Genomic DNA, 19,887 nt, shown 5'->3' with positions numbered 1-19,887 from the left:
TCGCCGCGCTATTGTCTGACCCGTCTGATGATTATGACTGGAACAGAGACAAATGTTCTTTGGCATAGGCTTCAAAATCAGTGCAGCCGCCAATGTGTTTTTCATCCAGGAAAATCTGCGGTACGGTTTCAACCGGTTTTCCTACCGTCTTCGACAAATCTTCTTTTGAGATACCTTCTGCGTGGATGTCTACATAACGGAAGCTGAAGTCATCACGCTGCTCGGCCAGTTTCTCTGCCAGTTCTTTCGCACGTACACAATAAGGGCAAGCTGGGCGCCCGAAAATTACAGCGAACATGTAAACTCCTTTGTAAAATTAGAAAAATACTCTCATTCTGAAAACGCATAGCGTGACGCTTGTTGTAGATAAGGTCACGGCTGAAAGTGTTACGGTTAATGAGGTTACTGTGAATGGCGCTACTATGCCCGCATTCATTGATGAAAAAAAGTAGTCATTACCTGTTACAACGATTTGCTGAAGCTATTATACCCGTCATACTTCAAGCTGCATGCGCGTTGGCTGCGCTTAAATACTCGGCCCGTCGTGGGCCTCGCCCTAAAGGGCCGCTGCAAGCAGCGTTCAAATCTGCTCCCGGCAGATTTGTCACCCGAACCACTTACTTGAGTAAGCTCATCGGGATTCCTTCTCTTGCCGCCTTCCTGCAACTTGAATTATTTAGGGTATCGATGATGAAATAACTTTACCGACTGAAGGATGCCAGTGTGACACCGACCATTGATTTGCTACAACGCCACCGTTCCATTCGTGCGTTTACGTCTCAGCCCGTAACGGATGAACAACGCCACGCCATCGTTACCTCCGCACAGAGTGCGTCCAGCTCCAGCTTTTTACAATGTAGTACGATTATCCGCATTACCGATCCTGCCGTACGCGAAACGCTGGTTCACTATACCGGCGAGCAAAACTATGTGGCACAGGCGGCGGAGTTTTGGGTATTTTGTGCCGATTTTCATCGCCATGTAGAGATCTTCCCTCAGGCAGAAACTGGGTTGACCGAGCAATTGCTGATTGGCTGTGTCGATACCGCTATCATGGCGCAGAATGCTCTGGTTGCTGCCGAATCGCTAGGGCTCGGTGGGGTTTTTATCGGTGGGATTCGCAACCGCATTGCTGATGTGACGCAGTTACTGCAATTGCCGACGCAGGTGATACCGCTGTTTGGGCTGTGTCTGGGGCACCCGGACGCCGAACCGATGCTGAAACCACGTATGCCAGCGGCCATGATGTTGCATGAAAATGTTTATCAGCCGCTCGATCGCGATGTGCTGGCACAATACGATCAGCAAATGGTGGAATATTATCTACAGCGCACCGGTCGCCGTCGTGAAAGCTGGAGTGAACACGTTGAACTGACGCTGAAAAAAGAGTTACGTCCATTTATGCTGGACTACTTACATCAACAAGGATGGGCGATACGCTAGTATCGGTAGGATATTTATGAAGATAGCCATTCTGTCTCGTGATGGAGCGTTATATTCCTGCAAACGCCTGCGTGAAGCCGCTGAGGCGCGTAAGCATAGCGTTGAGATTATCGATCCACTTTCCTGCTATATGAATATTAATCCGGCGGCGCCGTCTGTGCATTACCGTGGACGCCGGCTGGATAAATACGATGCGATTATTCCGCGTATTGGTTCACAGATTACATTTTATGGCACGGCGGTATTACGCCAGTTTGAAATGCTGGGGAGTTATCCGCTGAATAACTCTGTTGCGGTGATTCGCGCCCGTGACAAACTTCATTCACTGCAACTGCTTGCTCGTGAAGGGATTGATCTGCCGATTACCGGGTTTGCTCACTCGCCGGATGATACTGGCGATCTGATCGCGATGGTGGGCGGTGCGCCGCTGGTGGTGAAATTGGTGGAAGGTACGCAGGGAATTGGCGTGGTATTAGCGGAGACGCGGCAGGCGGCAGAAAGCGTCATTGATGCATTTCGTGGGCTAAATGCACACATTTTGGTGCAGGAATACGTGCGTGAAGCACAGGGTAAAGATATCCGCTGTCTTGTGATCGGTAATCGGGTGGTTGCGGCGATAGAACGGCAGGCGAAGGCGGGGGAATTTCGTTCAAATTTGCATCGCGGCGGGTCGGCGAATAACGTGAAAATTACGGCGCAGGAGCGTGCGATTGCTATCAAGGCGACAAAAACGCTGGGGCTGAATGTGGCGGGGGTTGATATTTTGCGCGCCGAACGCGGGCCGCTGGTGATGGAAGTGAATGCTTCACCGGGGCTGGAAGGGATTGAAACGACCACTGGTTTCGATATTGCTGGCATGATGATTGAGTTTATTGAGCAAAATACTCAGAAGCGCGTCGCAACATCGACAACAATAAGTAAAAGTTAGCTTTCTGAAACAGAGACTGCGCCGTAAAATACGGCGTTTTCCATTGGCACGTGGCTATTGGGCCGTGTTCGCGACGGTGCATCGTCGTGCAGTAGAACGAGGAAAACGGGCCGTGGTGCGCTTTTATCGTGGCATCGTTGCACAATATTCCGTAAGCTATGGGCCGTTTTTAAGATGGTTTCTGCTTTGAGACTGTTTCTGTTTTAACGTCGTTTCTGCGTGAACGGTGTTCTCTTTTCAATAACGCTGTCTTTACGGTGGCAAGTATGAGGCAAACATGATGGATTCACTCATCGTCCCGGATTTGGCTATGCTACGGCGGTGGCTGGATCAACTGAATATTCTGTATTTCGAATGTGATTCCTGTCAGGCGCTCCATCTTCCTCATATGCAAAATTTTGATGGCGTGTTCGACGCGAAAGTTGATCTGGTAGATAACGTAATCCTGTTTTCTGCACTTGCCGAAGTGAAGCCCAGCGCGTTGATTCCTTTGGTCGGCGACCTGAGCCAAATCAATGCCAGTTCCTTGACCGTCAAGGCGTTTATCGACGTTCAGGACGATAACCTGCCGAAGCTGATTGTTTGCCAGTCGTTTAGTGTGGCTGCGGGGATGACGTTGGAACAATTCAGGCATTTCATGCAGCAATCTGAAGAGCAGATCTCAATGGTGATCCTTGAAGCAAGTGCTAACAATCTGCTGTTTATCGGCGAGGAAGAAGAGGGCTCTGCTGCCAGAGTCACGACCTCACATTTGCATTGATACGGTTGCTGCCAACGGCAGCAATTGGTTTTACTTATTTTCCTTTCACCGCCATTTATTCTGGTTGTTTCGCCTTATTGCCAGATATTTCTCTTTGTTTGTCGCTAAACGCCTTCATCACATCGACAAAATGTGAATAAATAATCGTTAAAACCCATTTTTTACGTTCAAGTATGGTGCGCATGATGTTGTGGGGTTATGCTTTATTCCTGTAAGCGACAGACTGTCGAATCAAGGCTATGTCTGTGTATGAGCGAATAAAAATCGGTGCATATTCATTCACCGATTTGATAGCGCGGCAGGACATGTTTTGTATCGGAACGATACATACTCCCACGATCACCCCCTTGTATGGAGGAAGGAACGGATGTTCACCCAACGTAAAAAATGGCTATCGGGTGTTGTTACCGGCTTGCTGATGGCCGCGTCCGTCACCGCATCTGCGGAAGAGAAAACGCTGCATGTTTATAACTGGTCCGACTATATCGCACCAAACACGTTAGCCAATTTCCAGAAAGAAACCGGTATTAAGGTTGTCTATGATGTGTTTGACTCCAACGAAGTGTTGGAAGGCAAGCTCATGGCGGGCAGCACGGGTTTTGATCTGGTGGTGCCTTCTGCCAGCTTCCTTGAGCGTCAGCTCTCAGCGGGAGTTTTTCAGCCATTAGACAAGAGTAAGCTACCGAATTACAAAAATCTGGACCCCGAGCTGATGAAGTTGATTGCCCAGCACGATCCCGATAACAAATATGCCTTGCCTTATCTGTGGGCGACCACAGGTATTGGTTATAACGTCGAGAAAGTCAAAGCGGCGCTGGGTGCCGATGCACCTGTTGATAGCTGGGATCTGGTACTGAAGCCAGAGAATCTGGAAAAGCTGAAAAGCTGCGGGGTTTCTTTCCTGGATGCGCCAGAAGAGATCTTTGCTACGGTATTAAACTATCAGGGTAAAGATCCGAACAGCACCAAACCGGGTGATTACAGCACGTCAGCGACCGATCTGTTGCTGAAACTACGTCCGAGCATTCGTTATTTCCATTCGTCGCAATATATCAACGATCTGGCGAACGGCGACATCTGCGTTGCTGTAGGCTGGGCGGGCGATATCATGCAGGCGGGGAATCGTGCGAAAGAAGCGAAGAACGGCGTCAATATCCAATACAGTATTCCGAAAGAAGGCGCATTGGCATTCTTTGACGTCCTCGCTATCCCGAAAGATGCTAAAAATCTGGATGAAGCCTACGCGTTTCTGGACTACCTGATGAAGCCGGAAGTGATGGCTGAGATCAGTAACCACACCTATTACGCCAGCGGTAACCTGGCATCCTTGCCTTTGGTGAACGAAGAGATTCGTAACAACCCGGGTGTTTACCCGCCTGCGGATGTGCGTGCCAAAATGTTTACGCTCAAAGTGCAATCCCCTCAGATTGACCGCACACGTACTCGTGCATGGACTAAGGTTAAGAGCGGTAAATAGCGGCTTTGATCTAATGTTGTGATACCTACTATAAGTCGGGTGCCATAGGGTGCTCTACTTATTGAAGGCGTTAAATGTGGCAAAGAACAGGCGGATGAACCGCCTGTTTGCGCTCTATATTGTGTCACTCCGCTGAATGCAAAAACGCCTAATCGCGGCGTCAGCGGGGTGACTTGTTCTGCTTTTGCCGGAGAGCAATGCGAAGTGAATGACGCGATCCCACGCCCTCAATCAAAACCTCAAAAAGCGGCCACGCCGCTGTTGGAAGTGCGTAACCTGACGAAGTCGTTTGATGGTCAGGCCGCGGTCGATGATGTCAGCCTGACGATTTATAAAGGCGAAATTTTTGCTCTGCTGGGTGCATCTGGCTGTGGGAAATCCACGCTGCTGCGTATGCTGGCAGGTTTTGAGCTCCCGACTCAGGGGCAGATTGTTCTTGATGGTCAGGATTTATCATTAGTACCGCCTTACCAGCGTCCTATCAATATGATGTTCCAGTCTTATGCGTTGTTCCCACATATGACGGTGGAAAAGAATATCGCGTTTGGTTTGAAACAGGACAAGCTGCCGCGTGCTGAAATCAAAGATCGTGTAGAAGAGATGCTGTCGCTGGTGCACATGCAGGAGTTCGCCAATCGTAAACCGCATCAACTTTCCGGCGGTCAGCGTCAGCGTGTTGCCTTGGCTCGTAGTCTGGCGAAGCGTCCAAAACTGCTGTTGCTGGACGAACCGATGGGGGCGCTGGACAAGAAACTGCGCGACCGCATGCAACTTGAAGTGGTCGATATTCTGGAGCGCGTAGGGGCGACCTGTGTGATGGTGACACACGATCAGGAAGAAGCCATGACGATGGCAGGACGTATTGCCATCATGAATCGCGGTAAGTTCGTACAGATTGGCGAACCGGAAGAGATTTATGAGCACCCGAATACGCGCTTCAGCGCAGAATTCATCGGCTCGGTCAATATGTTTGAAGGGATATTGCAGGAGCGTCAGGACGAAGCACTGATCATCAAAAGCCCTGGGCTGGTGCATCCGCTGAAGGTGGATTCTGATGTCTCGGTAGTGGATGGTGTACCAGTTTACATCGCATTACGTCCTGAAAAAATCATGCTGTGCGAAGAGGTTCCGGCTGACGGCTGTAATTTCGCCGTGGGGGAAGTTGTGCATATCGCCTATCTGGGAGACCTGTCGATATATCACGTCAGGCTTAACAGCGGACAGATTATCAGTGCGCAGCTACAAAATGCCTACCGCTATCGTAAAGGCACACCGACCTGGGGAGACGAGGTTCGGCTGTGTTGGGATGCGGATAGCTGTGTGGTTCTGACGGTGTAGTGAGGAAGAATGTCATGACTTTATTTCCCGAACATCACACGGCGGAACCACCGGGCAAGGCCAGACTCTGGCTACGTGTGCTGATGGCGCGCTGGCGTCAAAAACACGGGCGCAAATTGGTTATCGCGCTGCCGTATGTGTGGCTACTGCTGCTGTTTATGCTGCCGTTCCTGATCGTGTTCAAGATCAGTTTCGCTGAGATGGCACGTGCAATCCCGCCTTATACCGATCTGGTTTCCTGGATGGATGACAAGCTGGATATTTCCCTGAATCTTGGGAATTACCTGCACTTGTTGGACGATCCGCTGTATTTCGATGCCTACATGCAGTCGCTTCAGGTTGCTGCTGTGTCGACGTTGTGCTGCTTGCTTATTGGTTATCCATTGGCTTGGGCCGTCGCGCACAGTAAACCCTCAACGCGTAATATTCTATTATTGCTGGTGATCCTCCCGTCATGGACGTCGTTTCTGATCCGCGTCTACGCCTGGATGGGGATTCTGAAAAACAACGGTATCTTGAATAACTTCCTGCTGTGGCTGGGTGTGATTGATGAACCGCTGATCATTTTGCACACCAATTTGGCAGTTTACATTGGCGTTGTGTATTCCTATCTGCCGTTTATGGTGTTGCCTATTTATACCGCGCTGACGCGGCTGGACTACTCGCTCGTAGAAGCATCGTTGGATTTGGGCGCGCGGCCGCTAAGAACGTTCTTCAGCGTGATCGTTCCGCTAACGAAAGGCGGTATTATTGCGGGATCGATGCTGGTGTTCATCCCTGCGGTGGGGGAATACGTGATTCCAGAACTGCTCGGCGGGCCCGATAGCATTATGATTGGCCGTATTCTGTGGCAGGAATTCTTCAATAACCGAGATTGGCCGGTGGCATCTGCTGTCGCGATCGTCATGCTGCTGCTGTTGATTATGCCGATTATCTGGTTCCATAAACATCAGAGCAAAACTGCGGAGGGGGAAGCGTGAATAATTTACCTGTTGTTCGCTCGCCGTGGCGTATTGTGATTTTGGTACTGTGTTTTACCTTCCTCTATGCGCCGATGCTGATGCTGGTGATCTATTCGTTCAACAGCTCCAAGCTGGTTACCGTATGGGCTGGATGGTCGACGCGCTGGTATATCGAGCTGTTTCATAATACGGCGATGATCAGCGCGGTGCTCTTGAGCCTGACGATTGCCGCCGCGTCGGCTACGATGGCTGTGATTCTTGGGACTATCGCCTCCGTAGTGATGGTGCGTTTTGGCCGTTTCCGTGGTGCCAATGGTTTTGCGTTTATGCTGACGGCACCGCTGGTGATGCCGGATGTGATTACCGGTCTGTCGCTACTGTTGCTCTTTGTTGCCTTAGGTCATGCCATCGGGTGGCCAGCAGAAAGAGGAATGTTCACTATCTGGCTAGCACACGTCACGTTCTGTACCGCGTATGTCACCGTGGTGATCAGCGCACGCCTGCGGGAACTGGATCGTTCGATTGAAGAAGCCGCGATGGATTTGGGGGCGAATCCGCTCAAAGTTTTCTTCATTATCACGGTGCCGATGATTGCCCCTGCGCTGCTTTCCGGCTGGCTGCTGGCGTTTACACTGTCTCTGGACGATCTGGTTATCGCCAGCTTCGTGGCGGGGCCTGGTTCGACGACGTTGCCTATGTTGGTGTTCTCCAGCGTTAGAATGGGGGTTAATCCACAAATTAACGCATTGGCTTCTCTGATATTGTTAGTCGTTGGTATTATTGGGTTTATCGCCTGGTGGTTTATGGCAAGAGCAGAGAAGCAGCGCTATCGTGATATGCAAAAAGCGAGACGTGGCTGATTCGATTTCACTCCGTAATTTGCTAGCCTAGCGAAGGTTTCCAGCAACGCCGCCAGAGTATGGGGGCGTTGTTGCTTTATACGACTATCAAGTTTTATATCAGTGCCACGTTTTATATTGGCATCGAATTTTATATTGATGCTGTATTTTTGGCCGATTATGGCTGTATGAAGGGAGAGCGTTGAAATTCTGTACACGAAGAAGGAAATGACGCAACGCAAAGTGTATGCCCCGGTGCCAGTGATGGTGGCGGGGATTGCGATTATTGCTACCCGTTTTTTGGGGATTGTGCTGCTGGTATGGGAGTTAGGGTTAAGCGATTTGAGCGGCTGGATTGGCAGCAACGCGGAAGCCTGGGATTCGACACTGGTATTATTGTTATCGCTTATTATCGTCGGCATTGAAATTCGCTGTGGTTTTGCCGTTTTAGCGGGTGTTAATTGGGGGCGCTGGGGCTATGTGGCCTGTCAGGGACTGGTGGTGTGCTACTTGCTTCTCGCGTCCCTGAGTGAATTTATGCCAGCGATATTCCATATTTCAGGGGAAGACAACGCCGCCGTGCTGCACCAACTCCTGTTACAGAAGATCCCTGATCTTCTGGTGATGGTTTTACTGTTTCTACCGCGACGCAGTAAGCGTTTTTTTCTGCGCCAGAAATAGATACGTCTACCTCCTGCTGGCGTCACCCATAAGTCAACGAAAAGGTCGCAGGGTGATGCCGTCAGGGTGATATAATCGTTTCATTCTGTATTTCTTCTTATAGTTAGATTGTTTATGCATTGTGCCCGCTACAGCACGGGAACCTGTCGTTCCTGCCAATGGTTGGAAAAAGCCTACCCGCAGCAATTGTCTGATAAGCAGCAGCACCTTGAAGGCCTGCTGCAAGCGCACGCCGTGCAGCGTTGGTTGCCCGTGCTGCCTTCTGCGCAGTCCGCCTTTCGTAATAAAGCCAAAATGGTGGTGAGCGGTAGCGTGGAACGCCCGCTGTTGGGGATGTTACACCGTGATGGAACCGCGGTGGACCTCTGTGATTGCCCGCTTTATCCGTCCAGCTTCGCGCCAGTTTTCGACGTGCTTAAAATTTTCATCGCTCGTGCGGGATTGACGCCGTATAACGTGGAACGCCGTCGCGGGGAGCTGAAATACCTGCTGCTGACGGAAAGTACGCAGCGCGGGACGTTCATGCTGCGTTTTGTTTTGCGCTCAGAAACCAAGTTGGCGCAGCTGCGAGCCGCATTGCCGTGGCTACAGCAGCAGTTGCCCCAGCTTGAGGTGATATCCGCTAACATTCAGCCAGTGCATCAGGCGATTATGGAAGGGAAAACGGAGATTATCCTGAGCGAGGCTGCGGCGCTGGCCGAACAGTTCAATCAGGTGCCGCTGTATATCCGTCCGCAGAGTTTCTTCCAGACGAACCCACAGGTAGCGGCTGCGCTGTATGCGACGGCACGCGACTGGGTCGCTGAGCTGAAGATTAGCAGTATGTGGGATCTATTTTGCGGAGTAGGGGGGTTTGGCCTGCACTGTGCCTCACCCGAGATGCGTTTGACGGGTATTGAAATCAGTGCCGAAGCGATAGCCTGCGCCCGCCGCTCTGCGGAACAGTTAGGACTGAAGCACGTGGAGTTCCAGGCGCTGGATTCCACGCAATTCGCGACGGCTAAAGCGGAAATCCCCGATCTGGTGTTGGTCAATCCGCCGCGTCGCGGTATCGGCAGCGAACTGTGCGCTTACCTGAGCCGCATGGCACCGGACTATATTCTCTACTCCAGCTGTAACGCTGAAAGCATGGCGAAAGACATGACGGAACTGACGAATTACCGCGCGCTGCGCGTACAGCTGTTCGACATGTTCCCGCATACAGCGCACTATGAAGTGCTGACGTTACTGAAGCGCGTTGATGACTAGGACAAAAGTCAGGACATCTGAATGCTTTGTGGAATTTGCTATAAAAGGCGTAAAAAGTGGAAGCGTAGAACCGTATTGATAAAACCATTTGCGGAACGAGAACGGTGATAATGGAATAGAAGAGTAAAGCGTTTGCGCCATGGACAAAAACGTCAGGAACGTTTTTGAACGTCGCTAGCGACGGCCCTGAAAGGGTGAATCTCAGGGATGAGATTCATATCTGCGCAATCCGAGCGTACATGGACGTATTTACAGCGTCTTTACGATCTATCCATTATCACCGCTCTACACACTTTATCGACATCTTAACGCGGTGTATCACACCGCGTTAAGCTAAGTGGATCTTATTGCGGGAACCACTTGTCGTTAATGGTTTTGTACGTGCCGTCAGCTTTGATGGCATCCAGCGCTTTATTTAACTTCTCCAGCAGTGCTTTGTCATCGGGGCGAACGGCGATGCCCAGTCCGGTGCCGAAGTATTCTGCGTCAGTCACATGTTCGCCAACCGTTGCCAGTTCAGGATTCGTCTTGATCCACTCGTTGACGACAGCGGTATCACCGAATACGCCATCAATACGGCCATTCTTCAGATCCAGCACCGCATTCTGATAGCTGTCATAAGAGACGGTTTGTACTTCTGGGTGTTTATCGTGCATGTATTTCTGGTGCGTGGTGCCGTTTTCCATCCCAATACGTTTGCCTTTCATTGCAGCAAAATCGCTGAATTTCCCTTTTTGCGCGATAACCACAGCGGAGTTGGCATAGTAAGGCTGCGTGAACGCCACCTGCTTGCTGCGCTCTGGCGTGATATCCATACCAGAAATCACTGCGTCATAGCGGCGGAATTTCAGCGCAGGGATCAGGCTGTCAAACGCCTGATTGGTGAACGTACAAGTCGCCTGCATTTGCTTACACAGCGCTTTCGCCAGATCCATATCGAAACCGACGATTTCGTTGCTGGCATCCAGTGACTCAAATGGCGGGTAGGTGGCGGATGACGCAAAACGGATGGTGTCTGCGGCGGTGGCGCTGAAGGCGATTCCTGCCAGTAACGTGGCGAGCACTAATTTTTTCATTATCTACTCCTGTCTGTTTTTCTTATAGTTCATACCCGTCATACTTCAAGTTGCATGTGCGTTGGCTGCGTTCACGCACCCGAATCACTTACTTATGTAAGCTCATCGGGATGCCTTCCCTTGCCGCCTTCCTGAAACTCGAATTATTTAGGGTATGAATATATGTGCGGAAGGATTCCGGCGTCATGGCGATTACCATGCCATTTAATGAATTTATATGCAATTAAAATGATTAACAAGTCGATTTGTTGCGTGTTTTTACATCAGCAGGCAATAAAAAAGCAGGCTATCAAAGCCTGCTTTCTAAGCGAGTAATGCGCGGATAAGGGCGATAAGGATTAATTACGGCGTTCGAATACCAGTGACCGGCGTTCAACCCAGCGCATCAACAATGTCAGTAACCCGTTGACGCACAGGTAGATAATCCCAGCGGCACCAAACACCATCACATCATACGTCCGGCCGTACATCAACTGGCTGTAGCCCATGACTTCCATCAGCGTGATGGTGTAAGCCAGTGAGGTACTCTTAAACACCAACACCACTTCATTTGAATAAGAAGACAGCGCACGTTTAAATGCGAACGGCAGTAAAATACGTAATGTCTGCTTCTGATCCATTCCCAAGGCTGCACAGGATTGCCACTGTCCGGCGGGAATGGCTTTTACCGCCCCATAGAACAGTTGCGTAGTATAAGCGGCGCTATTGAGTGCCAGCGCCACCATCGCACATAGCCACGGTTGTGAAAGTAGGCTCCACAGCCAGGGAATTTGTTGGATAGAGGTAAATTGCCCAGGGCCGTAGTAAATCAGGAAGATTTGCACCAGCAGCGGCGTACCGGTAAACAGCGTAATGTAGCCTTTTGCCAACAGCGATACGACGGGCGTTTTGAGCGTCAGCACGACAGTCAGCAGCAGTGACAGCACCAGCGCTACGACGATGGAAACCGCGGTTAAGGTCAGGCTGGTATGCAGACCTTTTACTAGCTCAGGTAAATAAGCGAGCATCAGGACGGTCTCCGCTCAAAACGCGTGGTGTGCAGGTCAATGCGTTTCAGCACATACTGACTTAACAGCGTAATCACCAGATAGATAGCCGCTGCGACGACGTACCAGGTGAAGGGCTCCTGTGTCCGTGTCGCAATGCTTTTGGTTTGCAGCATCAGATCGTTAACACTAATCAGCGAAACCAGTGCGGTATCTTTCAGCAATACCAACCACTGATTACCTAATCCCGGCAGGGCATGACGCCACATCTGCGGCATGATCAGACGGAAAAAGATCGCAGATTTACTGAGTCCCAGCGCCTGACCTGATTCCCATTGTCCTTGTGGTACTGCTTTTAGCGCACCACGCAGCGTTTGGGATGCATAAGCGGCATACAGCAGCGCCAGCGCAATCACGCCACACAGGAACGGGCTGACTTCAAACATGCCGATATCCAGTTTTACCGGAATCTGTACGATGACGAGATTCAGGGTAAAACCGTCTGCCAACATCATCAGCAGTTGGGAAGACCCGAAATAGATAAACAGCACCACCAGAATTTCTGGCAGCCCGCGCAATAATGTGACTACCGCTGTACCCGTCCAGCTAACGGCTTTCCAACGGACGGTTTCCCAAACGGCAAACAGCATCGCTAGCACAAGGCCGAGCACCAGTGCACAAACGGCAAGGCCGACGGTCATCCCGGCGGCGCTTGCAAGAGGTTGAAATTCAATCATTGAGCGTCAGATTACTGCTGGAACCATTTTTTGTAGATGGTTTCATAAGTACCATCCTGCTTGATTTTGTTGAGTGCGTCGTTGAATTTCTTCAACAGCTCATCGTTATTCTGACGTACCGCGATGCCCAGACCGATACCGAAGTAACCTTTATCCGTCACGCTTTCGCCGACGGAGGCCAACGTATCGTTCTGCTTCAGCCACTCATTAACCACGGCGGTATCACCGAAGACCGCATCCAGACGGCCGTTTTTCAGATCCAGCACCGCATTCTGGTAGCTGTCATAAGGCACCGTTTTGATATCGCTGTGCTTTTCCATCAGGTATTTCTGATGCGTTGTGCCATTTTGCACGCCAACGCGTTTGCCTGTCAGCGCAACGACATCGGCGACTTTCCCTTTCTGGGCGATGAACAGAGCGGCGTTATCATAGTAAGGTTGAGAGAATGACACTTGCTGCTGACGCTCTGGAGTGATATCCATTCCTGCGATGACGGCTTCAAAACGACGGAATTTCAGACCAGGAATCAAGCTGTCGAACGCCTGATTGCTGAACGTGCAGTTTGCCTGCATTTCTTTGCACAGTGCATTAGCCAGATCGATATCGAAACCCTGAATCTGGTTATTGGCATCGACAAATTCGAACGGAGGATAGGACGCTTCGGTCGCAAAACGAATGGTGTCTGCGGCGTTGGCGGATACAGCGCCAGCGGCGAATAAGGCTGCAATAATCAATTTTTTCATTATCATTTTCCTGATAGTAATCAATGTGACAAATAACCAGCGAATTCAGGCGTCTGTGGCTGGGTAAAGTGCGTCGCATCCCCTTGTTCAACGATACGACCGTTCTCCATGTAAACCACACGACTAGCCGTTTTACGGGCAAATTCAACTTCGTGGGTCACAATCACCTGCGTAATGCCAGTTTCTGCCAATTCACGGATGATGTTGACGACCTGAGCGGTAATTTCAGGGTCCAGCGCGGCAGTGGGCTCATCAAATAGCAGAACCTGAGGTTCCATCATCAGCGCACGGGCAATCGCGACACGCTGTTGCTGTCCGCCAGAAAGATGGAGAGGGAAGCGATCGGCAAAGTCATTGAGGCGCAGACGCGTCAGCAGTTTGTCCGCTCGCGCTTTGGCTTCTTCTTTACTCAGCCCCAGTACGCGGCAGGGGGCTTCGATCAGGTTCTGCACCACGGTTAGATGTGGCCACAAATTATATTGCTGGAACACCATGCCGACGTTCTGACGCAATTCACGGATCGCGCCGTCGGATGGCGTGCGCTGAAAATCAAACTGATTACCGGCGATGGAAAGCGTGCCAGAGCGAGGCATTTCCAACAGATTAAGAACGCGTATCAACGAGCTTTTGCCCGCACCGCTAGGACCGAGAAGAACCAGCGTTTCACCCGCAGGACACTCTAGGGTGATATCAAATAGCGCCTGGTATGTGCCGTAGAAACAGTTAATGCCGTTTAGTTGAATACTCATGCGTAAGAATTGAATAGACATTGATGCGGCGAATGTTAACGTTGGCAGAATAGTTATGCAATCACCGTGGGTTAAAATTTGCCAATAAGCGATTTGTTGGTTAAATAATAGCACAAAATAATGGCTTACGGCGTAGGGACACGGTTTCCCATCGCGGGTATTCGCAGAGCCGTACTGATAGGCAGTAATAAGGAGACAACATGCAATTATCCACCACCCCGAATTTAGAAGGCTTCACGATTACTGAATATTGTGGCGTTGTGACTGGCGAAGCCATTCTGGGCGCGAACATCTTCCGGGACTTTTTTGCCAGTATTCGTGATGTCGTCGGTGGCCGTTCCGGTGCCTATGAGAAAGAGCTGCGTAAGGCGCGGCAGATTGCGTTCAAAGAGTTGCAGGAACAAGCGGAGGATTTAGGCGCGAACGCCATTGTAGGCATCGATCTCGACTATGAAACCGTTGGGAAGGATGGCAGCATGCTGATGGTGACCGTCAGTGGCACCGCGGTAAAGGTTCGCCGCTAGCAGGTGAAAGGATAAAGACAGGTGGCGAAAAATAAGCACAACAGTGGCATAACGATGTTGAAATGGGCGAGTTGCATCGCGTTGGGGCTGTTAGCGGGGTGCCAATCAGTTCCTTCCTCGTTGCAGGAACAGAATAATTATGTACTGGAAACCGCATTGCAGTCGCGGGCGCAAGAATCGCGCATTCGTTTCTTGGTGATTCACTACACGGCAGAAGATTTCGCCACCTCGCTGAATATTCTGACGGATGAGCACGTCAGCGCCCATTATCTGATTCCAGCGCACCCACCTTTGCAGCGCGGCAAGCCGCTTGCCTGGCAACTGGTGCCTGAATCTCAGGCTGCCTGGCATGCGGGAGCCAGTAGCTGGCGCGGATTTAGTCGACTGAATCATTCTTCGATTGGTATCGAGATCGAGAACGCCGGCTATCAGCGCACGCTAACAGGCTATACGTGGGAGCCGTTTACCGCCTCGCAGATTCAGCTTGTGACCGCGATCGCTCGTGATATTGTCGATCGCTATCAGATTGCCCCGCAGAACGTGGTGGCGCATAGCGATATTGCTCCACAGCGCAAACAAGACCCTGGGCCGCTTTTTCCCTGGCAGGCGTTAGCGCAAGCGGGCGTTGGTGCCTGGCCGGATGCGCATCGGGTCGCGTTCTATTTGAACGGACGACAGCCGATGCAGCCGGTGGATGAAGCGGCTCTGCTGGAAAAATTGGGGCGCTATGGCTACTCGGTGCAAAACACGATGACGGCACGTGAGAAGCGGCAGGTGATTGCCGCTTTCCAGATGCATTTTCGACCTGATAACTATCAAGGTCAGCCAGATGCGCAGAGCGAAGCGATCGCTGATGCGCTGCTGGAAAAATACGGCAGCCGCTAAACCGCTCCTTTCTCCGCCAGTTTCGCAATACGCGCCGCCATGCCACGGAAGATAAACAGGTGAGCGGGCATCATCAAAAACCAGTAGACCAGCCCGTTAAATCCAGAAGGATGCCAGCGGGCGCGGACATCCACGGTTCGATGCGTGCCTTTATCCGTGATAGTAAAATTGAGTTTACCCAGCCCTGGCGCTTTCATGCCGAATAGCAGCACCAACTGACGCTGCGGTTTGATCGAGATAACCTTCCAGCCGTCAATCTTGTCGCCGACCTCCAGCGTTGGGCGATCGGGGCGTCCGTAAATCACGCCGTTGCCGCAAAGATCGTCCAGTCTGGCTCGAATATTCCACAGCGTATTTGCGTAAAAATAACCTTCCTTGCCACCGACCTGCTGGATGACCTGCCAGAGTGCCTGACTGGATGCGGACGTCTCAAGCGTATGCCCCGCCTGTTTGGGGTAAAAACCGTAATTTGGTTTCCAGCGTGCGCGGACTTCGGTGTCATCGCCCCAGTCGGCCTGCTGCACGCTCTCCATTTCGCTTTGCAGCGTGAGGCGCACGGCGTCATCAAAGCTCATCAATTTTTGTGGAATCAACGTTTGTAGTGCGTGCCCATCGGCCTGTAAATCGTGCTTTAACCCTTGAATCAAGGCACGGGCGATGGACGGGGGAACCGATGTCACCAGATGCAGGAACCAGACAGAGACCAGATGCGTTGGCATAGGAACGGGGATCAGCAATCTGCGTTTGCCGCTGATCTGAATGAAGCGCTCGAACATGGTCTGGTAGCTGATGTATTCGGGGCCTGCGGCATCCATGATGCGATTTTCTGTCGCGGGGTGATGCACGATGTCGATTAGATAAACCAGCAGGTTTTCCAGCGCAATCGGCGACGATTTAGAGCGCACCCAGCGCGGCGGCGTCAGTATGGGTAGGTTATAGACCATATCGCGCATGATTTCGAACGCTGCCGATCCGGCACCGATAATAATGCCTGCGCGTAGCTCCGTGACGGGAATGCCGCTGCTACGCAGGACATCACCGGTGATCTGGCGTGCCAACATGTGCGGCGAGGTGTCATCTTTCGCCTGAAGCGAGCCCAGATAGATAATCTGTTTTACGCGGCTGGAAGCCAGCGCCAGCAGCAGATTCATGGCGGCCATACGCTCTCTGGCGACGAAATCTGCGCCGTCGCCCATGCTGTGCACCAAATAATAGAGCGTCTCTGCGCCCCACAGGCCATCAGGCAGGCTTTCTGGCTTCGTCAGGTCAACCTGTTGACAATCGACACCCGGCCAGTTCCGCGAGGCGAGGGATTCGGTATTCCGACCGGCAGCAATGACCCAGTTTCCCTGTTTGCTCAATCGTTCGGTTAAATGGCGGCCAATGTAGCCAGTTGCGCCCAGAATCAATATTGGGGCTGAGGGGGATGTCATGCGCCAGCGGCTCCATAGCAAAATATAACCATGGCTTACTATATCCTAAATAATTCGTAACGGGGAAAAGGAAGAAGGTGAGGAAAAGTGTGTGACAACAGGGAGATATTTAACACGACCTACCTGCCCGATAGCAGAGGCTACCGGACAGAAGGGGGTAAAACGCGGGCGTATCAGGCCAGAACGGTGTCGCCTTGCAGCTGGCAACTACAGGCCAAAACATAGCCCTGTTCGATCTCGGCTGGTGTTAGCGTCATGGTACTGCTGGTGGTGTAATTACCGGATAGCACGCGGGTTTTACAGCTTCCGCAAACACCGGCGCGACAGGCGGCAAGAACCTGCACCTTATTCGCTTCCAGTGCGGCTAGCAGGCTGATACCCACTGGCACGCGCAGATTTTTCAGCGGACGGCTGATGGTCAGCGTGAGCTGATCGGCGTCTTCATCCAGTACGTCATCTGCCGGGCGGAACTGCTCTTTGAAGATGCGGTTGGAAGCCACGCCAAGCTGCTGACTCAGGGTTTCAATCTGGTTCATATACGGCGCCGGGCCGCAGGTCATCACGGTGCGGCTGGCGATATCCGGCACGTGTTCGACCAGCAGGTCTCCGCTGATGCGTCCAGAGAGGAAGCCGGGCGCAGCGTCAAATTCTGCCATCAGCGTCAGATGCAACTGTTGTGGATAGCGCTGCACCAGATCCTGCCATTCTTTGGCGAAGATCACCTGTAGCGGATTGCGCACGTTGAAAATAACGTGGATATCGGTTTGCGGTTTGTTTGCCAGCAGCCAGCGGCACATCGACATAATCGGCGTGACGCCACAGCCTGCTGCGGCCATCAGGTAGCGATCGCTGACGGCGTTAGCGCAGGTAAATTCGCCCTGAGCATCGGACAACCACAGATAATCACCGACTTTTAGCGTTTGAGTCAGCCAGCGGGAACCGACGCCGTCATCCAGCCTTCTCACCGTCAAGGTAATGAAACGGCTGAGGCCCGGAGAAGAAGAGATCGTATAAGCCCGTAGCGTCTCCTCGCTGTTAGCAATGCTGACGAGTGCATACTGACCCGGCTGATACGGATAAAAATCATGATTAACCAGTGATATCGTCCAGACATCCGGCGTTTCCTGGGTAATCGAGTGCACCTGCATGCGGTTAGAACAAAGCGGTGTCGGCCCAGCGTGTGGTACTGGCATCGTCATAGTCAATCTCCATAACAAACGGATACGGTGAAGCGTGTAAAGATAGCGGCCCATAAGACGGTGGGCTTAGCGTGAGGCATCAATGCCGACACCTCACGTTGCGTGACGAGGAACGCGCTCCTCCGTCCGCGTTGATTCATCAAGCGGCCAGAATGGTGTTCATGTCTTGTTCAACGGTGGTAATCGCCCGCATACCGAATTTGTCGTTCAGAATGGCAAGCAGATTGTCCGTCAGGAAGCCCGGTGCAGTAGGCCCGGTGTAGATGTTCTTCACGCCGAGAGACAGCAGGGTGAGCAGGATGACAATGGCTTTCTGTTCAAACCACGACAGTACCAGACTCAGCGGCAGGTCGTTGACGCCACAGCCTAGTTTTTCCGCCAGTTTGACGGCCAGAATAATGGCCGCGTAGGCATCGTTACATTGGCCGACATCCAGCAGACGCGGCAGGCCTTCCAGCGTACCGAAGTCCAGTTTGTTGAAACGGTATTTACCACATGCCAGCGTCATGATCAGGCAATCTTGTGGAACGTTCAGCGTGAAGTCGGTGAAGTAGCTACGTTCTTCACGGCTGCCATCACATCCGCCAACGAGGAAGACGTGGCGCAGTTTTTTCTGTGCAACCAGATCGATCACAGTATCGGCGGCGCTTAGCAGGGTTTCACGACCGAACCCGACGGTGATCATGTGCTCGATTTCGCTGTACGGGAAGCCAGCCAGACCCTGAGCCTGTTTGATAACCGGGCTGAAATCGTCACCTTCCAGATGGTTCACGCCCGGCCAGCCAACGATGCTGCGCGTCCAGATACGATCGCCGTAGTTACCTACGTTTGGATCGATAATGCAGTTAGAGGTCATGACGATCGCGCCAGGGAATTTGGCAAACTCAGTCTGTTGGTTCTGCCAGCCGCTACCGTAGTTACCGGCCAGATGCGTGAATTTTTTCAGCTCTGGGTAACCGTGTGCCGGCAGCATTTCGCCGTGGGTATAAATATTCACACCGGTGCCTTCGGTTTGCTCCAGCAGCATGCGCAGGTCTTTCAGATCATGACCAGAAATCAGAATGGCTTTACCCGCAATCGGGCGCACGTTAACAGAGGTCGGCTGTGGGTGGCCGTAAGCATCGGTTTCGCCCCGGTCGAGGATTGCCATGACGTTGAAGTTCATTTTACCGATGCCCATCGCGTTGTTCAGCAGGGTATCGACATCGGCTGGCTGCGTGCCCAACCACGCCATGAAAGCATGATATTCGGCATAGAGTGTGTTGTCATACTGACCGAGAACGTGGGCGTGCTCCATATAGGCTGCCGCGCCTTTCAGGCCGTAGAGGTTAAGCATACGTAAGCCGTGGACGTCATCACCGATGATGGCTTTATCGCTATCCAGCGCAAATTCTTCCGCCTGTTGCAGTAGGGTCGGAATATCGTTGCCAGCGAGTTGCAGTGCCGCCATTGGGTGATCGACGGTTGCCGTGGCATCGTGCAGACGGCAGCGAACCGCCAGCGATTCGCGCAGTGTGATGGCTTCCTGTGCGTAGCCAATAATACGTTGGGAATCGAAGTTAACGTTGGTCAACGTAGAGAAGAAGGCGCGTGGCGCAAAACTGTCGACATCATGATCGATAATATCCAGCTCGCGTGCTTTCAGCGCCCAGGCAGAAAGCCCTTGCAACACCGCGACCAGCAGGTCTTGCAGATCGGAGGTTTCTGCGGTTTTACCGCACATGCCCTGCGCGTACGAGCAGCCGTTTCCAACAGGGGTACGAATCGTTTGTTCACATTGCACACAAAACATAATGACTTCCTTTTTTTAAGTTGCATTTAAAATGCTTGTTTAAAGCATAGTGTCAGCCGAGGCAGGTAAAAAGGCTTTTTTACTGCA

The 19,887-nt window shown here is 51.8% G+C and carries 21 protein-coding genes; 12 read left to right on the top strand and 9 right to left on the bottom strand.

Annotated elements, in window-relative coordinates; genetic code table 11:
• Positions 1 to 31: 31 nt before the first annotated feature.
• A complete protein-coding gene (locus EDI29_RS07945; protein WP_107169782.1) occupies positions 32 to 298 on the bottom strand; it encodes a GrxA family glutaredoxin in 267 nt (88 codons plus the stop codon).
• Between the two features lie 113 nt (positions 299 to 411).
• On the opposite strand from EDI29_RS07945, the gene EDI29_RS07940 reads away from it, so the two are divergent.
• The 10 genes from EDI29_RS07940 (at position 412) to rlmC (ending at position 9,676) form a co-directional block, all read left to right on the top strand.
• Positions 412 to 699 (top strand): hypothetical protein, encoded by a 288-nt coding sequence (locus tag EDI29_RS07940; protein ID WP_137740464.1) that lies wholly within the window; start codon positions 412 to 414, stop codon positions 697 to 699.
• Between the two features lie 24 nt (positions 700 to 723).
• Complete coding sequence (nfsA, locus tag EDI29_RS07935; RefSeq protein ID WP_137740463.1) at positions 724 to 1,443, top strand: oxygen-insensitive NADPH nitroreductase; 720 nt, start codon at positions 724 to 726, stop codon at positions 1,441 to 1,443.
• Positions 1,444 to 1,459: 16 nt separating this feature from the next.
• The gene (gene rimK / locus EDI29_RS07930; protein ID WP_137740462.1) at positions 1,460 to 2,371 is read left to right on the top strand and encodes a 30S ribosomal protein S6--L-glutamate ligase; all 912 of its coding nucleotides are present in this window, start codon (positions 1,460 to 1,462) and stop codon (positions 2,369 to 2,371) included.
• Between the two features lie 280 nt (positions 2,372 to 2,651).
• Positions 2,652 to 3,131 carry a type III secretion system chaperone family protein gene (locus EDI29_RS07925; RefSeq protein WP_010306638.1) on the top strand — a complete coding sequence of 160 codons (480 nt, stop codon included), beginning with the start codon at positions 2,652 to 2,654 and terminating at the stop codon, positions 3,129 to 3,131.
• Positions 3,132 to 3,498: 367 nt separating this feature from the next.
• Positions 3,499 to 4,608 (top strand): spermidine/putrescine ABC transporter substrate-binding protein PotF, encoded by a 1,110-nt coding sequence (potF, locus tag EDI29_RS07920; RefSeq protein ID WP_014699624.1) that lies wholly within the window; start codon positions 3,499 to 3,501, stop codon positions 4,606 to 4,608.
• A gap of 204 nt (positions 4,609 to 4,812) precedes the next feature.
• Complete coding sequence (potG, locus tag EDI29_RS07915) at positions 4,813 to 5,946, top strand: putrescine ABC transporter ATP-binding subunit PotG (protein WP_137740576.1); 1,134 nt, start codon at positions 4,813 to 4,815, stop codon at positions 5,944 to 5,946.
• A gap of 14 nt (positions 5,947 to 5,960) precedes the next feature.
• A complete protein-coding gene (gene potH, locus EDI29_RS07910) occupies positions 5,961 to 6,926 on the top strand; it encodes a putrescine ABC transporter permease PotH (protein WP_137740461.1) in 966 nt (321 codons plus the stop codon).
• Entirely contained in the window at positions 6,923 to 7,768 is an 846-nt protein-coding gene (potI, locus tag EDI29_RS07905) for a putrescine ABC transporter permease PotI (RefSeq protein ID WP_107169776.1), read from the top strand. The genes potH and potI overlap by 4 nt, the downstream gene beginning before the upstream one ends.
• 207 nt (positions 7,769 to 7,975) lie before the next feature.
• The gene (locus EDI29_RS07900; RefSeq protein WP_137740460.1) at positions 7,976 to 8,428 is read left to right on the top strand and encodes a YbjO family protein; all 453 of its coding nucleotides are present in this window, start codon (positions 7,976 to 7,978) and stop codon (positions 8,426 to 8,428) included.
• A 114-nt stretch (positions 8,429 to 8,542) separates the two neighbouring features.
• Complete coding sequence (gene rlmC, locus EDI29_RS07895) at positions 8,543 to 9,676, top strand: 23S rRNA (uracil(747)-C(5))-methyltransferase RlmC (RefSeq protein WP_137740459.1); 1,134 nt, start codon at positions 8,543 to 8,545, stop codon at positions 9,674 to 9,676.
• A 344-nt stretch (positions 9,677 to 10,020) separates the two neighbouring features.
• Here rlmC and artJ (EDI29_RS07890) read toward each other — a convergent pair whose 3' ends face one another.
• The 5 genes from artJ (EDI29_RS07890) to artP form a co-directional block, all read right to left on the bottom strand.
• Complete coding sequence (gene artJ, locus EDI29_RS07890; protein ID WP_010306608.1) at positions 10,021 to 10,752, bottom strand: arginine ABC transporter substrate-binding protein; 732 nt, start codon at positions 10,750 to 10,752, stop codon at positions 10,021 to 10,023.
• Positions 10,753 to 11,090: 338 nt separating this feature from the next.
• Positions 11,091 to 11,759: an arginine ABC transporter permease ArtM gene (gene artM / locus EDI29_RS07885; protein ID WP_137740458.1), complete on the bottom strand. Its 669-nt coding sequence runs from the start codon at positions 11,757 to 11,759 to the stop codon at positions 11,091 to 11,093.
• The gene (artQ, locus tag EDI29_RS07880) at positions 11,759 to 12,475 is read right to left on the bottom strand and encodes an arginine ABC transporter permease ArtQ (protein ID WP_137740457.1); all 717 of its coding nucleotides are present in this window, start codon (positions 12,473 to 12,475) and stop codon (positions 11,759 to 11,761) included. Before artQ ends, artM begins: the two co-directional genes overlap by 1 nt.
• 11 nt (positions 12,476 to 12,486) lie before the next feature.
• The gene (gene artJ / locus EDI29_RS07875) at positions 12,487 to 13,218 is read right to left on the bottom strand and encodes an arginine ABC transporter substrate-binding protein (protein WP_137740456.1); all 732 of its coding nucleotides are present in this window, start codon (positions 13,216 to 13,218) and stop codon (positions 12,487 to 12,489) included.
• A gap of 20 nt (positions 13,219 to 13,238) precedes the next feature.
• The gene (gene artP, locus EDI29_RS07870; RefSeq protein WP_323638967.1) at positions 13,239 to 13,967 is read right to left on the bottom strand and encodes an arginine ABC transporter ATP-binding protein ArtP; all 729 of its coding nucleotides are present in this window, start codon (positions 13,965 to 13,967) and stop codon (positions 13,239 to 13,241) included.
• Positions 13,968 to 14,167: 200 nt separating this feature from the next.
• Here artP and EDI29_RS07865 point away from each other — a divergent pair, with 200 nt between their 5' ends.
• Entirely contained in the window at positions 14,168 to 14,491 is a 324-nt protein-coding gene (locus EDI29_RS07865) for a heavy metal-binding domain-containing protein (protein ID WP_005967367.1), read from the top strand.
• 54 nt (positions 14,492 to 14,545) lie between these two features.
• Complete coding sequence (locus tag EDI29_RS07860) at positions 14,546 to 15,376, top strand: N-acetylmuramoyl-L-alanine amidase (RefSeq protein WP_137740575.1); 831 nt, start codon at positions 14,546 to 14,548, stop codon at positions 15,374 to 15,376.
• Here the strand turns inward: EDI29_RS07860 and EDI29_RS07855 are convergent.
• The 3 genes from EDI29_RS07855 to hcp all read right to left on the bottom strand — a co-directional run bounded on the left by EDI29_RS07855 (position 15,373) and on the right by hcp (position 19,800).
• Positions 15,373 to 16,809 carry a DUF2867 domain-containing protein gene (locus EDI29_RS07855; RefSeq protein WP_137740454.1) on the bottom strand — a complete coding sequence of 479 codons (1,437 nt, stop codon included), beginning with the start codon at positions 16,807 to 16,809 and terminating at the stop codon, positions 15,373 to 15,375. The genes EDI29_RS07860 and EDI29_RS07855 overlap by 4 nt on opposite strands.
• A gap of 173 nt (positions 16,810 to 16,982) precedes the next feature.
• Positions 16,983 to 18,008: an NADH oxidoreductase gene (gene hcr, locus EDI29_RS07850; RefSeq protein ID WP_137740453.1), complete on the bottom strand. Its 1,026-nt coding sequence runs from the start codon at positions 18,006 to 18,008 to the stop codon at positions 16,983 to 16,985.
• 139 nt (positions 18,009 to 18,147) lie between these two features.
• Complete coding sequence (gene hcp / locus EDI29_RS07845; protein WP_137740452.1) at positions 18,148 to 19,800, bottom strand: hydroxylamine reductase; 1,653 nt, start codon at positions 19,798 to 19,800, stop codon at positions 18,148 to 18,150.
• Positions 19,801 to 19,887 lie beyond the last annotated feature (87 nt).

The organism is Pectobacterium polonicum, assembly GCF_005497185.1.
GTDB lineage: Bacteria > Pseudomonadota > Gammaproteobacteria > Enterobacterales > Enterobacteriaceae > Pectobacterium > Pectobacterium polonicum.
Note: the sequence above shows the minus strand (reverse complement) of the source record. Positions and strands in the feature narration are given on the sequence as shown.

Excerpts from the sequence above, each read along its gene's own strand:
- EDI29_RS07945 (WP_107169782.1), bottom strand. The coding sequence starts at position 298 with ATGTTCGCTGTAATTTTCGGGCGCCCAGCTTGCCCTTATTGTGTACGT.
- EDI29_RS07940 (WP_137740464.1), top strand. The coding sequence starts at position 412 with ATGGCGCTACTATGCCCGCATTCATTGATGAAAAAAAGTAGTCATTAC.
- rimK (WP_137740462.1), top strand. The coding sequence starts at position 1,460 with ATGAAGATAGCCATTCTGTCTCGTGATGGAGCGTTATATTCCTGCAAA.
- EDI29_RS07925 (WP_010306638.1), top strand. The coding sequence starts at position 2,652 with ATGGATTCACTCATCGTCCCGGATTTGGCTATGCTACGGCGGTGGCTG.
- potF (WP_014699624.1), top strand. The coding sequence starts at position 3,499 with ATGTTCACCCAACGTAAAAAATGGCTATCGGGTGTTGTTACCGGCTTG.
- potH (WP_137740461.1), top strand. The coding sequence starts at position 5,961 with ATGACTTTATTTCCCGAACATCACACGGCGGAACCACCGGGCAAGGCC.
- EDI29_RS07900 (WP_137740460.1), top strand. The coding sequence starts at position 7,976 with ATGACGCAACGCAAAGTGTATGCCCCGGTGCCAGTGATGGTGGCGGGG.
- rlmC (WP_137740459.1), top strand. The coding sequence starts at position 8,543 with ATGCATTGTGCCCGCTACAGCACGGGAACCTGTCGTTCCTGCCAATGG.
- artJ (WP_010306608.1), bottom strand. The coding sequence starts at position 10,752 with ATGAAAAAATTAGTGCTCGCCACGTTACTGGCAGGAATCGCCTTCAGC.
- artM (WP_137740458.1), bottom strand. The coding sequence starts at position 11,759 with ATGCTCGCTTATTTACCTGAGCTAGTAAAAGGTCTGCATACCAGCCTG.
- artQ (WP_137740457.1), bottom strand. The coding sequence starts at position 12,475 with ATGATTGAATTTCAACCTCTTGCAAGCGCCGCCGGGATGACCGTCGGC.
- artJ (WP_137740456.1), bottom strand. The coding sequence starts at position 13,218 with ATGAAAAAATTGATTATTGCAGCCTTATTCGCCGCTGGCGCTGTATCC.
- artP (WP_323638967.1), bottom strand. The coding sequence starts at position 13,967 with ATGAGTATTCAACTAAACGGCATTAACTGTTTCTACGGCACATACCAG.
- EDI29_RS07865 (WP_005967367.1), top strand. The coding sequence starts at position 14,168 with ATGCAATTATCCACCACCCCGAATTTAGAAGGCTTCACGATTACTGAA.
- EDI29_RS07860 (WP_137740575.1), top strand. The coding sequence starts at position 14,546 with ATGTTGAAATGGGCGAGTTGCATCGCGTTGGGGCTGTTAGCGGGGTGC.
- EDI29_RS07855 (WP_137740454.1), bottom strand. The coding sequence starts at position 16,809 with ATGACATCCCCCTCAGCCCCAATATTGATTCTGGGCGCAACTGGCTAC.
- hcr (WP_137740453.1), bottom strand. The coding sequence starts at position 18,008 with ATGACGATGCCAGTACCACACGCTGGGCCGACACCGCTTTGTTCTAAC.
- hcp (WP_137740452.1), bottom strand. The coding sequence starts at position 19,800 with ATGTTTTGTGTGCAATGTGAACAAACGATTCGTACCCCTGTTGGAAAC.